Source organism: Mycobacterium sp. Panama NTM2 (assembly GCF_054355555.1).
Genome location: NZ_CM135953.1, coordinates 1,005,829 through 1,020,203 on the forward strand (window position 1 = coordinate 1,005,829; position 14,375 = coordinate 1,020,203).

The 14,375-nt window shown below is 66.1% G+C and carries 7 protein-coding genes; 6 read left to right on the top strand and 1 reads right to left on the bottom strand.

The features are described from left to right. Positions 1–86 precede the first annotated feature (86 nt). The 4 genes from ACXYX3_RS04850 (at position 87) to ACXYX3_RS04865 (ending at position 10,896) form a co-directional block, all read left to right on the top strand. The gene (locus ACXYX3_RS04850) at positions 87–1,166 is read left to right on the top strand and encodes an ABC transporter ATP-binding protein (RefSeq protein WP_241205098.1); all 1,080 of its coding nucleotides are present in this window, start codon (positions 87–89) and stop codon (positions 1,164–1,166) included. Positions 1,167–1,459: 293 nt separating this feature from the next. After that, a complete protein-coding gene (locus tag ACXYX3_RS04855) occupies positions 1,460–3,049 on the top strand; it encodes an alpha/beta hydrolase (protein WP_458610378.1) in 1,590 nt (529 codons plus the stop codon). 349 nt (positions 3,050–3,398) lie between these two features. Further along, entirely contained in the window at positions 3,399–6,893 is a 3,495-nt protein-coding gene (gene rpoB / locus ACXYX3_RS04860) for a DNA-directed RNA polymerase subunit beta (RefSeq protein ID WP_458610379.1), read from the top strand. 49 nt (positions 6,894–6,942) lie between these two features. Then, the gene (locus ACXYX3_RS04865) at positions 6,943–10,896 is read left to right on the top strand and encodes a DNA-directed RNA polymerase subunit beta' (RefSeq protein WP_241205101.1); all 3,954 of its coding nucleotides are present in this window, start codon (positions 6,943–6,945) and stop codon (positions 10,894–10,896) included. 46 nt (positions 10,897–10,942) lie between these two features. On the opposite strand, the gene sthA is transcribed toward ACXYX3_RS04865, so the two are convergent. Continuing rightward, a complete protein-coding gene (gene sthA / locus ACXYX3_RS04870; RefSeq protein WP_241205102.1) occupies positions 10,943–12,358 on the bottom strand; it encodes a Si-specific NAD(P)(+) transhydrogenase in 1,416 nt (471 codons plus the stop codon). Positions 12,359–12,431: 73 nt separating this feature from the next. Between sthA and ACXYX3_RS04875 the strand changes: the two genes are divergently transcribed. Next, entirely contained in the window at positions 12,432–13,184 is a 753-nt protein-coding gene (locus ACXYX3_RS04875) for a deoxyribonuclease IV (protein ID WP_458610380.1), read from the top strand. Between the two features lie 103 nt (positions 13,185–13,287). Continuing rightward, entirely contained in the window at positions 13,288–14,358 is a 1,071-nt protein-coding gene (locus ACXYX3_RS04880) for a phosphatase PAP2 family protein (protein WP_241205104.1), read from the top strand. Positions 14,359–14,375: the final 17 nt, after the last annotated feature.

Consider the following 14,375-nt stretch of genomic DNA (forward strand, 5'->3'; position numbering starts at 1 on the left):
TGGCGTGGGCGGGTAGGTTACAGTGACTCAAGCCACAGGCGGGGAATCAGTGGCGAGCAGATGCTGAATTGGCGAGAGGAATTCGCGTGGGTATCGGTATCCAGATCGAGGGATTGACGAAGTCCTTCGGGTCTCAGCGAATCTGGGAAGACGTCACGTTCGATCTGCCCGCCGGCGAGGTGAGCGTGCTGCTGGGCCCGTCGGGTACCGGCAAGTCGGTGTTCTTGAAGTCGCTGATCGGGCTGCTGCGGCCCGAGCGCGGCAAGATCATCGTCGACGGCACGAACATCATCGAGTGCTCGGCCAAGGAGCTCTACGAGATCCGCACGCTGTTCGGCGTGATGTTCCAGGACGGCGCGCTGTTCGGCTCGATGAGCCTCTACGACAACACGGCGTTCCCGCTTCGTGAGCACACGAAGAAGAAGGAATCCGAGATCCGTCAGATCGTGATGGAGAAGTTGGACCTCGTGGGTCTGGGCGGGGACGAGAACAAGTTCCCGGGGGAGATCTCCGGTGGTATGCGCAAGCGCGCCGGTTTGGCGCGCTCGTTGGTGCTGGACCCGCAGATCATTCTCTGCGACGAGCCGGACTCGGGTCTGGACCCGGTGCGTACGGCGTACCTGTCGCAGTTGCTCATCGACATCAACGCGCAGATCGACTGCACGATCCTGATCGTGACCCACAACATCAACATCGCTCGTACCGTGCCCGACAACATGGGCATGTTGTTCCGCAAGCACCTGGTGATGTTCGGTCCGCGTGAGGTGCTGCTGACCAGTGACGAGCCGGTGGTCAAGCAATTCCTCAACGGTCGCCGCATCGGTCCGATCGGTATGTCCGAGGAAAAGGACGAGTCGACGATGGCCGAGGAGCAGGCCATGATCGACGCCGGTCACCACGATGGTGGTGTCGAGGAGATCGAGGGCGTGCCGCCGCAGGTGATGGCGACCCCGGGTATGCCCGAGCGCAAGGCGGTGGGACGTCGTCAGGCGCGGGTTCGCGAGATCATGCACACCCTGCCCCCGGCCGCCCAGGAAGCGATCCGCGACGACCTCGAAGGCACGCACAAGTACCCCGTTCGTGATTACGACGGCGACCGTTCGTCGCGTCGTGACGAGGACGATGCGCCGACCGGTCGCATCCCTGTCGGCGGCGAGAACCGCTGAGTCCGCGCCCGCGCTGCGGGCGCCCCTTTCTCCTGGTGTGAGCTGCTTCGTCGTGCCCTGAACCAGGCCTACGCGGCGCCGTGGTTGGCGCATGTCCACATTTCACCCGTCGTTCTCTTGCGGGGTCGTCACTGTGGCTATACAGTTTGCCAAAATCACGTTTGCGTGCGGAAAACCGCACTTGAGGCATGAAAACGTGGTTTCTCAGTGCTTTCTGAAACAGGAGAATAATGGTCGACCGCTATCGGGTCTGGGTTGGGGCAGGCGTATTAGCGGGGGGAATGTCAGCTGCAATGCTGACGACTGCAGGTGTTGCGGTGGCCGACGACGGGACGTCGTCCGGCACCGGCACCCAGGCATCATCGAACGCCGGCGGTGATGCGAAGCCGGCGAACACCGCGCGGGATCGCAAGCTGGGTGGCACGCCGCGCCACGCCGGCACGTCGGAGTCCAAGAAAACGGAGTCCGCGGAAACCGAGTCCAAGGAATCCGAGTCCACGGAAACCGAATCCAAGGAAACGGAGTCCGACAAGTCCGCACCGGACAAGCCCGAGAAGACCACCGCCCCCGAGGTGACGAGCCCGGAGGCCACCGACCCGGCGGCCGAGGAAGCGGAGACCGGCAAGCCGGAACGCAAGCCCCTGCGGGCCCTGTTCGGCGGTGGGAAGCACCGCGCGCCGGAGCCCGACGCGGCGCCCGAGGCGGAGGTGGCCGTCGACCCCGCCGTCGAGTCCGCCGTCGAGCCAGTGGTGGCGCCTGCCCCGGCCGAGGCCGTTGCTGAGCCGCAGGGTCGCGTCCGACCCAGCACGTTCGCCACCGGCGTCGAGACCGATCTGGGAGCGCCGGACGGCGCCATGGTGATGCGCCTCGCCGCCGCCGACGCGCCGCCGGTGCAGACGCAGCCGACACTGCTGGACGTCCTCAACACCATCGGCAAGAAGTTCTACGACTTCTACACCGACACCATGCAGTTCTTCGCCGGTCCGGTCCGCGCACCCTTCGGCAGCAGCGTGCGGGTGGAATCCTCGACGCTGACCATCGGCGGTCACAAGGACGTCCCCGCCGACTGGTACTTCCCCGACACCGACACCCCCGCCGGACTCATCTACCTGCAGCACGGTTTCCTGGCCAACGCCTCGTTCTACAGTGCGACCGCGGCCTACCTGGCAGAGAAGACCGACAGCATCGTCGTGGTGCCGTCGCTGACGTGGAACCCGTTCGACATCGAGAACTACCCGCTCGAATACCCGAGCACCGGTCGCGCGATCGCGGCCCTGTTCGCCGGCGACCGTGCAGCGCTGACCGCCAGCGCCCGCGCCGCCGGGTACGACGGCGTGTTGCCGACCAAGGTGGTCCTCGCCGGACACTCTGCCGGCGGCGGCCTGGTGGCCATGGTCGGCAGATACATGGTCGAGACCGGCAACGCCGACGATCTGGCCGGGCTGATCATGTTCGACGGCGTCGGCACACTCAGCTTCCTGGGTCAGGACATCGCCGCGATCCCGACGTCGATCCCGGTGTACAACATCGCGGCCGGACCGAGCTCGTGGAACTGGTACGGCGACACGAACCGCAAGCTCGGCGCCGTCCGTCCGGGCATGTTCACCGGTGTCACGTTCCGGGACGGCAAGCATGCCGACGGGATGCAGACCACCGCGCCGATCGTGCAGTACTTCGCCTACATGGCGATGGGGCACTCCTCGCCACTCGACGTGCTCGCGAACAAGGTGCTCGCCGCGGGCTGGATCAACGACATGCTCGACGGCACCCACACCGACCGGCTCTACGACAGCGACGCCTCGGCGTGGAGCGTCGTGACCGGCTGGTGGTGGGATCAGCTGACCTCGTCGTCGACCCGGCGCGTCCGCACGGTCACGCTCTGAGGCGGAATTACCCCCAAACACCGCGTTGTCTCTTGACGGAAGGGCGAAACCGGGCCAATCTATTGCCCAGCATGTTTGCACGGGATGAGGACGCCAGCCAGCGACCGCGCCTCCATAGCATGCGGTCTGTGGTGCGATGTTGAGGAATAGCCCGTCCTGCGCTATCGTTGGACGTTGCGCTGGCTGCATCCTGCCCACCTCATCCGCACCGCCCACGTAGTCGAAGCCTGAGCCCTGCTCAGCGATCTAGACGTGTGCCGTGCGCCGGAGGCGGCTCGTGGAGCCAGCCGAACCGACGCAGAATCGCGGCACGACGGTCCGGTGTCCACCGGTACTACGGTCGCATGAGGTGCTGGAAGGATGCATCTTGGCAGGGTCCCGCCAGATCGAGTCAGTAACCAACAACTCCGTTCCCGGAGCACCAAACAGGATTTCTTTCGCGAAACTCCGTGAGCCCCTCGAGGTTCCCGGGCTTCTCGACGTCCAAACCGAGTCGTTCGAATGGCTGGTCGGCGCCGAGGACTGGTTCCAGCGCGCCGTCGATCGCGGCGACGTAGACCCCAAGGGTGGTCTGCAGGAGGTCCTCGAGGAGCTGTCCCCGATCGAGGACTTCTCGGGTTCGATGTCGCTGTCCTTCTCCGATCCGCGCTTCGACGAGGTCAAGGCACCCGTCGACGAGTGCAAAGACAAAGACATGACGTACGCGGCGCCGCTGTTCGTCACCGCCGAGTTCATCAACAACAACACCGGCGAGATCAAGAGCCAGACGGTGTTCATGGGTGACTTCCCGATGATGACGGAGAAGGGCACCTTCATCATCAACGGCACCGAGCGTGTCGTGGTGAGCCAGCTGGTCCGCTCGCCGGGTGTGTACTTCGACGAGACGATCGACAAGTCCACCGAGAAGACGCTGCACAGCGTCAAGGTGATCCCCGGCCGCGGCGCGTGGCTGGAGTTCGACGTCGACAAGCGCGACACCGTCGGCGTCCGCATCGACCGCAAGCGCCGCCAGCCCGTCACCGTGCTCCTCAAGGCACTGGGCTGGACCAACGAGCAGATCACCGAGCGCTTCGGCTTCTCCGAGATCATGATGGGCACGCTGGAGAAGGACAACACCGCAGGCACCGACGAGGCGCTGCTCGACATCTACCGCAAGTTGCGGCCGGGCGAGCCCCCGACCAAGGAGTCGGCGCAGACCCTGCTGGAGAACCTGTTCTTCAAGGAGAAGCGCTACGACCTGGCCCGCGTGGGTCGCTACAAGGTGAACAAGAAGCTGGGGCTCAACGCCGGCCAGCCGATCACCAGCTCGACGCTGACCGAAGAGGACGTCGTCGCCACCATCGAGTACCTGGTCCGTCTGCACGACGGCCAGACCACGATGACGGTGCCCGGCGGTGTCGAGGTGCCGGTCGAGGTCGACGACATCGACCACTTCGGCAACCGTCGCCTGCGCACCGTCGGCGAGCTGATCCAGAACCAGATCCGGGTCGGCCTCTCGCGGATGGAGCGTGTCGTGCGCGAGCGCATGACCACCCAGGACGTCGAGGCGATCACGCCGCAGACCCTGATCAACATCCGTCCCGTCGTGGCGGCGATCAAGGAGTTCTTCGGCACGTCGCAGCTGAGCCAGTTCATGGACCAGAACAACCCGCTGTCGGGTCTGACCCACAAGCGCCGCCTGTCGGCGCTGGGCCCCGGCGGTCTGTCCCGTGAGCGCGCCGGCCTCGAGGTCCGCGACGTGCACTCCAGCCACTACGGCCGTATGTGCCCGATCGAGACCCCGGAAGGCCCGAACATCGGCCTGATCGGTTCGCTGTCGGTGTACGCGCGGGTCAACCCGTTCGGTTTCATCGAGACCCCGTACCGCAAGGTCATCGACGGCAGGGTCTCCGACCAGATCGACTACCTGACCGCCGACGAGGAGGACCGCCACGTCGTGGCGCAGGCCAACTCGCCGCTCGATGGTGAGGGGCGCTTCGAAGAGGAGCGCGTGCTCGTCCGACGTAAGGGCGGCGAGGTCGAGTTCGTCTCGGCCGCCGAGGTCGACTACATGGACGTCTCGCCGCGCCAGATGGTGTCGGTCGCGACCGCGATGATCCCGTTCCTCGAGCACGACGACGCCAACCGTGCCCTGATGGGTGCCAACATGCAGCGCCAGGCCGTTCCGCTGGTCCGCAGCGAGGCCCCGCTGGTCGGCACCGGTATGGAGCTGCGCGCCGCGATCGATGCCGGCGACGTCATCGTCGCCGACAAGGCGGGCGTCATCGAAGAGGTCTCGGCGGACTACATCACCGTGATGGCCGACGACGGCTCCCGGCACACCTACCGGATGCGCAAGTTCGCCCGCTCCAACCACGGCACGTGCGCCAATCAGCGCCCGATCGTGGACGCCGGACAGCGAGTCGAGGCGGGCCAGGTGCTCGCCGACGGTCCGTGCACCGAGAACGGTGAGATGGCGCTGGGCAAGAACCTGCTCGTCGCCGTCATGCCGTGGGAGGGGCACAACTACGAGGACGCGATCATCCTCTCCAACCGTCTGGTCGAAGAGGACGTGCTGACCTCGATCCACATCGAGGAGCACGAGATCGATGCCCGCGACACCAAGCTGGGCGCCGAGGAGATCACCCGGGACATCCCGAACGTCTCCGATGAGGTGCTGGCCGATCTCGACGAGCGCGGCATCATCCGCATCGGCGCCGAGGTCCGCGACGGCGACATCCTGGTCGGCAAGGTCACCCCGAAGGGCGAGACCGAGCTGACCCCCGAGGAGCGCCTGCTGCGTGCCATCTTCGGTGAGAAGGCCCGCGAGGTCCGCGACACGTCGCTCAAGGTGCCCCACGGTGAGTCCGGCAAGGTCATCGGCATCCGCGTGTTCTCCCGTGAGGACGACGACGAGCTGCCGGCCGGTGTCAACGAGCTGGTCCGCGTCTACGTGGCCCAGAAGCGCAAGATCTCCGACGGCGACAAGCTCGCCGGACGCCACGGCAACAAGGGCGTCATCGGCAAGATCCTGCCCGTCGAGGACATGCCGTTCCTTCCGGACGGCACCCCGGTCGACATCATCCTGAACACCCACGGTGTGCCGCGTCGTATGAACATCGGTCAGATCCTGGAGACCCACCTCGGGTGGGTCGCCAAGGCCGGCTGGAACATCGAGGGCAGCCCCGAGTGGGCCGCGAACCTGCCGGAGGACCTGAAGTCGGCCCCCGCCGACAGCATCGTCGCCACCCCGGTGTTCGACGGTGCCCGCGAGGGTGAGCTGGAGGGTCTGCTCGGTGCGACGCTGCCCAACCGCGACGGTGACGTCATGGTCAACGCCGAGGGCAAGGCGACGTTGTTCGACGGCCGCAGTGGTGAACCGTTCCCGTACCCGGTGACGGTCGGCTACATGTACATCCTGAAGCTGCACCACCTGGTCGACGACAAGATCCACGCCCGCTCGACCGGTCCGTACTCGATGATCACCCAGCAGCCGCTCGGTGGTAAGGCGCAGTTCGGTGGTCAGCGCTTCGGTGAGATGGAGTGCTGGGCCATGCAGGCCTACGGTGCGGCGTACACGCTGCAGGAGCTGCTCACCATCAAGTCCGACGACACGGTGGGCCGCGTCAAGGTCTACGAGGCGATCGTCAAGGGCGAGAACATCCCGGAGCCCGGTATCCCGGAATCCTTCAAGGTGCTTCTCAAGGAGCTGCAGTCGCTCTGCCTCAACGTCGAGGTCCTGTCTTCGGACGGGGCGGCGATCGAAATGCGCGACGGCGACGACGAGGATCTGGAACGCGCTGCGGCCAACCTCGGAATCAACCTGTCCCGCAACGAATCCGCTTCAGTCGAAGACCTCGCCTGATCTCGCCCAGTAGTCACGTTTCTAATCCCGAAAGGGGAAAGGGAGTTACGTGTTAGACGTCAACTTCTTCGATGAACTCCGCATCGGTCTGGCCACCGCGGACGACATCCGTAACTGGTCCTACGGTGAGGTCAAGAAGCCGGAGACCATCAACTACCGCACGCTCAAGCCGGAAAAGGACGGCCTGTTCTGCGAGAAGATCTTCGGACCGACTCGCGACTGGGAGTGCTACTGCGGTAAGTACAAGCGCGTCCGCTTCAAGGGCATCATCTGTGAGCGCTGCGGCGTCGAGGTGACCCGCGCCAAGGTGCGCCGTGAGCGGATGGGCCACATCGAGCTGGCCGCGCCCGTCACGCACATCTGGTACTTCAAGGGTGTGCCGTCGCGGTTGGGCTACTTGCTCGACCTGGCTCCGAAGGATCTCGAGAAGATCATCTACTTCGCGGCCTACGTGATCACCGCGGTCGACGACGAGATGCGGCACAACGAGCTGTCCACGCTCGAGGCCGAGATGGCTGTCGAGCGCAAGGCTCTCGAGGATCAGCGCGACGCCGACCTCGAGGCCCGGGCGCAGAAGCTCGAAGCCGACATGAAGGAGCTCGAGGATGAGGGCGCCAAGTCCGACGTCAAGCGCAAGGTCCGCGACGGCGGTGAGCGCGAGATGCGTCAGCTGCGCGACCGGGCCCAGCGTGAGCTGGACCGGCTCGAGGAGATCTGGACGACCTTCACCAAGCTGGCCCCCAAGCAGCTGATCGTCGACGAGCAGCTCTACCGCGAGCTGCAGGACCGCTACGGCGAGTACTTCGAGGGCGCCATGGGTGCCGAGTCGATCAAGAAGCTCATCGAGAACTTCGACATCGACGCCGAAGCCGAGTCCCTACGCGACACCATCCGCAACGGCAAGGGTCAGAAGAAGCTGCGTGCGCTCAAGCGGCTCAAGGTCGTCGCGGCGTTCCAGAGCAACGCGAACTCGCCGATGGGCATGGTGCTCGACGCCGTTCCGGTGATCCCGCCGGAGCTGCGCCCGATGGTCCAGCTCGACGGTGGCCGCTTCGCGACCTCCGACCTCAACGACCTGTACCGCCGCGTCATCAACCGCAACAACCGCCTCAAGCGACTGATCGACCTCGGCGCGCCCGAGATCATCGTCAACAACGAGAAGCGGATGCTGCAGGAGTCCGTCGACGCGCTGTTTGACAACGGCCGCCGCGGCCGCCCGGTCACCGGGCCGGGCAACCGCCCGCTCAAGTCGCTGTCCGACCTGCTCAAGGGCAAGCAGGGCCGGTTCCGTCAGAACCTGCTCGGCAAGCGTGTCGACTACTCGGGCCGTTCGGTCATCGTGGTCGGTCCGCAGCTCAAGCTGCACCAGTGCGGTCTGCCGAAGCTGATGGCTCTCGAGCTGTTCAAGCCGTTCGTGATGAAGCGTCTGGTCGACCTGAACCATGCGCAGAACATCAAGAGCGCCAAGCGGATGGTGGAGCGTCAGCGCCCGCAGGTGTGGGATGTCCTCGAAGAGGTCATCGGCGAGCACCCCGTGCTGCTGAACCGCGCACCCACGCTGCACCGCCTGGGCATCCAGGCCTTCGAGCCGCAGCTGGTCGAGGGCAAGGCCATCCAGCTGCACCCGCTGGTGTGTGAGGCCTTCAACGCCGACTTCGACGGTGACCAGATGGCTGTGCACCTCCCGCTCAGCGCGGAGGCGCAGGCCGAGGCCCGCATCCTGATGCTGTCGTCGAACAACATCCTGTCTCCCGCGTCGGGCCGCCCGCTGGCCATGCCGCGTCTGGACATGGTGACCGGCTTGTACTACCTGACCACCGAGATCGAGGGCGACACCGGCGCGTACGCGCCTGCCGCCAAGGATCAGCCGGAGACGGGTGTGTACAGCAGCCCGGCCGAGGCCATCATGGCGCTCGATCGTGGCGCGCTGTCGGTACGGGCGAAGATCCGCGTCCGGTTGACGCAGCAGCGTCCGCCGGCCGACCTGGAAGCCCAGCTGTTCGAGAACGGCTGGACCCCGGGCGACGCCTGGACCGCGGACACGACGCTGGGTCGGGTCCTGTTCAACGAGCTGCTGCCCAAGGGCTACGCGTTCGTCAACGAGCAGATGCACAAGAAGGTGCAGGCCCGGATCATCAACGACCTGGCCGAGCGCTACCCGATGATCGTGGTCGCGCAGACCGTCGACAAGCTCAAGGACGCCGGCTTCTACTGGGCCACGCGTTCCGGGGTGACGGTCTCGATGGCCGACGTTCTGGTGCCGCCGCAGAAGCAGGAGATCCTCGACCGGTACGAGAAGGAAGCCGACGGGATCGAGAAGAAGTACCAGCGCGGTGCGCTCAACCACGACGAGCGCAACGAGGCCCTGGTCAAGATCTGGCAGGACGCGACCGAAGAGGTCGGTAAGGCGCTGGAGGACTACTACCCCGAGGACAACCCGATCATCACGATCGTGAAGTCCGGTGCGACGGGTAACCTCACGCAGACCCGCACCCTGGCCGGCATGAAGGGCCTGGTGACGAACCCGAAGGGTGAGTTCATCCCGCGTCCGATCAAGTCCTCGTTCCGCGAGGGCCTGACGGTGCTGGAGTACTTCATCAACACCCACGGCGCTCGTAAGGGTCTGGCCGACACCGCGCTGCGTACCGCCGACTCGGGTTACCTGACCCGTCGTCTGGTGGACGTGTCGCAGGACGTCATCGTCCGCGAGAACGACTGCGAGACCGAGCGCGGCATCAACGTCACGCTGGCCGAGCGGCAGGACGACGGCACCTTGGTGCGCGATCAGCACATCGAGACGTCGGCCTACGCCCGCACCCTGGCGACCGACGCGGTCGACGCCGACGGCAACGTCGTCGTCGAGCGCGGTCACGACCTGGGCGACCCGGCGATCGACGCACTGCTGGCCGCCGGCATCACCGAGGTCAAGGTCCGGTCGGTGCTGACCTGCACGACGGGCACCGGCGTGTGCGCGATGTGCTACGGCCGTTCGATGGCGACCGGCAAGCTGGTCGACATCGGCGAGGCCGTCGGCATCGTGGCCGCGCAGTCCATCGGTGAGCCCGGCACGCAGCTGACGATGCGTACCTTCCACCAGGGTGGCGTCACCGGCGGGCAGGACATCGTCGGTGGTCTGCCCCGCGTGCAGGAGCTGTTCGAGGCCCGCGTGCCCCGTAACCGCGCACCGATCGCCGACGTCTCCGGGCGGATTCGCCTGGAGGAGAGCGACAAGTTCTACAAGATCACCATCGTTCCCGATGACGGGGGCGAAGAGGTCGTGTACGACAAGCTCTCGCGGCGTCAGCGTCTGAAGGTGTTCAAGCACGACGACGGTTCCGAGCGTCTGCTGACCGACGGCGACCACGTCGAGGTGGGCCAGCAGCTGATGGAAGGCTCGGCCGACCCGCACGAGGTGTTGCGCGTCCAGGGTCCCCGCGAGGTGCAGATCCACCTCGTCAAGGAGGTCCAGGAGGTGTACCGCGCGCAGGGTGTGTCGATCCACGACAAGCACATCGAGGTCATCGTCCGGCAGATGCTGCGTCGCGTCACGATCATCGATTCGGGTGCGACGGAGTTCCTGCCCGGCTCGCTGACCGAGCGTGGCGAGTTCGAGACCGAGAACCGTCGGGTCGTCGCCGAGGGTGGCGAGCCCGCGGCGGGTCGTCCGGTGCTGATGGGTATCACGAAGGCATCGCTGGCCACGGATTCGTGGCTGTCGGCGGCGTCGTTCCAGGAGACCACGCGCGTGCTGACCGATGCGGCGATCAACTGCCGCAGCGACAAGCTGCAGGGTCTGAAGGAGAACGTGATCATCGGCAAGCTGATCCCGGCCGGCACCGGCATCAACCGGTACCGCAACATCCAGGTCCAGCCGACCGAAGAGGCCCGCGCTGCGGCGTACACGATCCCGTCCTACGAGGATCAGTACTACAGCCCGGACTTCGGCCAGGCCACCGGCGCCGCGGTGCCGCTGGACGATTACGGCTACAGCGATTACCGCTAGGTAGTCACACAGGAAGAACCCCCACTCGCACGAGTGGGGGTTCTTTCTATTTCTGGAACTCTTCGACGGCGCGCAGCTTGTTCGTGACGTCGAGGGCGGCGATCTTGTACGCCTCGGAGAACGTCGGGTAGTTCAGCACCGCGTCGACGAGATAGTCGACGGTGCCGCCGCAGCCCATCACGGCCTGCCCGATGTGGATCAGCTCGGTGGCGTTGCTGCCGAAGATGTGGACTCCCAGCAGCTTTCGGTCCTCGGTGGACACCAGCAGTTTGAGCATGCCGTGGGAGTCGCCGGCGATCTGCCCGCGGGCCAGTTCGCGGTAGCGGGCCACGCCGAACTCGTAGGGCACGGATTGCTCGGTCAGCTCGGCTTCGGTGGCACCGACGAACGACACCTCCGGGATCGTGTAGATCCCTATCGGCTGCAGTGCGGTCATGTCGTTGGCCGGCTCGTCGAACGCGTGGTAGGCCGCCAGCCGCCCCTGGTCCATCGAGGTGGCGGCCAGGGCAGGGAAACCGATGACGTCGCCGACTGCGTAGATGTGGTCGACCGAGGTGCGGAAGTCGTCGTCGACCTGTAGCCGCCCCCGCTTGTCCGCCTCGAGCCCCGCCGCCTCCAGGTCCAGCGTCTCGGTCAGGCCTTGGCGCCCGGCCGAGTACATCACGGTGTCTGCGGCGATCCGCTTGCCCGAGGCGAGGGTCGTCAGTGTGGTGTCCTCGCCGATCTCCACGCCGGTCACCTCCTCGCCGAACCGGAACGTCACCGCGAGATCGCGTAGGTGGAACGTCAACGCCTCGACGATCTCGGAGTCGACGAAGTCCAGCATCGACGGCCGCTTCTCGATGACGGTCACCTTGGTGCCCAGCGCGGCGAAGATCGAGGCGTATTCGATACCGATGACCCCGGCTCCGACCACCACCATCGACAACGGCACCTTCTTCAGGCCGAGGATCCCGTCGGAATCGAGCACGTGCTCGTCGTCGAACTCGATGTCGTCCGGTCGGGCCGGTTTGGTGCCGGTCGCGATCACGATGTTCTCGGCGCTGACGGTAACGTGCTCGCTGTCGTTGTCGTTCTCGACGAGGACGGTGTGGGGGTCGACGAATCGGCCGTGCCCGGTGAACAGGTCGATCCGGTTGCGGATCAGCTGGGAGCGGACCACGTCGATCTCCCGGGTGATGACGTGCTGGGTGCGCTGATGCAGATCGTCGGTGGTGATGTGTTCCTTGACCCGGTAGCTGGTGCCGTAGAGCTCGCGCTGGTTCATGCCGGTCAGGTAGATGACCGCCTCGCGCAACGTCTTCGACGGAATCGTGCCCGTGTTGACGCACACCCCGCCCAGCATCCAGCCCCGCTCGATCACCGCGACCGACTTGCCGAGTTTTGCCGCGGCCACCGCCGCCTTCTGCCCGCCCGGGCCCGAGCCGATGACCACCAGGTCGTATTCCGTCTGCGACGCCATGCCCCTACCTTTCCCCATTTCGGCCGGCTACACCCCACACTCGTCGCGGGAGCGCCCGCCTAAACTGGGCCGGGTGCTGATCGGATCCCATGTCCACGGTGACGACCCCCTGTCGGCGGCAGCCGCTGACGGCGCCGACGTCGTCCAGTTCTTCCTCGGCAACCCGCAGAGCTGGAAGAAGCCGAAACCGCGGGAGGACGCCGACACGCTGCGCGCCGCGAGCACGCCCATCTACGTCCACGCGCCGTATCTGATCAATGTGGCGTCGGCGAACAACCGGGTGCGCATTCCGTCGCGCAAGATCCTGCAGGACACGTGCGACGCGGCCGCCGACGTCGGCGCCACCGCGGTGATCGTGCACGGCGGCCATGCCGACGACAACGACATGGATGCCGGGTTCGAGCGCTGGGTGAAGGCCCTGGACTACCTCGAAACCGAGGTGCCCGTCTATCTCGAGAACACCGCCGGCGGTGACCACGCGATGGCCCGTCATTTCGACACCATCGCCCGGCTGTGGGATCACATCGGGGACAAGGGCATCGGTTTCTGTCTGGACACCTGCCACGCCTGGGCGGCCGGTGAGGCGCTGGTCGACGCGGTGGAGCGCATCAAGGCGATCACCGGCCGCATCGACCTGGTGCACTGCAACGACTCCCGCGACGCCGCCGGGTCGGGCGCGGACCGGCACGCGAACTTCGGGACCGGGCAGATCGATCCCCAGCTGCTGGTCGCGGTGGTGTCCGCGGCCGGCGCACCGGTGATCTGCGAGACCGCCGACGAAGGCCGCAAGGACGACATCGCCTTTCTGCGCGAGAACCTGACCTGACGGTCACAACTTCATAGCTGACCCGCTGTTGAACGGCAGCTGGCCGTGAGGTTAATTAGTCTGACGCCGGGAATCCTCGCCCTTCCCGTGTCGAAAGGCTCACGTGTCCGCAATCGAACAGACGTCGATTGCTCCTGTGTGCGCGCCCGACACCCCGCCGCGCCGCATCAGCCGCCTACGCATCCTGCGGTGGATCGCCGTCGTGGTGTGGGCCGCCGTCGTGGCCTACCGGACGGTGACCGACGGTCTGGCGTTCAACCGCGAGCTGCTGCTGCTCTACATCTGCACCGGATTGCTGGCCGCCAGCATCGGACAGGCCCGCCGGATGATCGCGGTGATCCGCGACTGGCTGCCCTTCGCTCTGGTGCTCATCGCGTACGACCTGAGCAGGGGAGCCGCCACGCTGGTCGGCCGCCCGACGCTGTGGCACTGGCAGGCCGACGCCGACCGCGCGATGTTCAACGGCGAAATGCCCACGGTGTGGCTACAGGAGCGCTTGAAGATGCCCACGCCGCCCTGGTGGGAGGTGGTGATCAGCGCGGTCTACATGTCGTTCTTCATCCTGCCGTATGTGATCGCGGCGGTGCTGTGGCTGCGGGACCGGGAGGAATGGAAGGCGTTCGTCCGGCTGTTCGTCGGCCTGAACCTGATCGCGCTGCTGATCTATGCGCTGGTGCCCGCGGCCCCGCCGTGGGCTGCCGCGCGCTGCACACCCGGTGACGTCGCGGGCGGACCGTCCGGTCCGCGCTGCATGTTCCGCTCGGCCCGCGGTGTGCCCGACGGTGGTCTGCTCGGCTCGTTGCAGTTCAGCCAGGACGGCGCCCACCAATGGGTCGAGCGCATCGTCGGCCGGGGTTGGGGCAAGCTCAACCTCCATTCCGCCACCGCGTTGCTGGACCAGGGTCAGGCGAGCGTGAACCTGGTGGCCGCGATCCCGTCACTGCACGCCGGCATGTCGGCGGCGCTGGCCGCCTTCCTGTGGACCCGGGTGCAGCGTCGCTGGCGCCCCCTGCTGGTGGCCTATCCACTGGTCATGGCGTTCACGCTGGTCTACAGCGCCGAGCATTACGTCACCGACCTGCTGCTGGGGTGGGCGCTGGCGGCGGTGGTCATGATCGGGCTGCATCGCTACGACATGTGGCGACGCCGTCCGGTTGTTACAGATCTTGTATGACCGTCGAAAAGATGTAA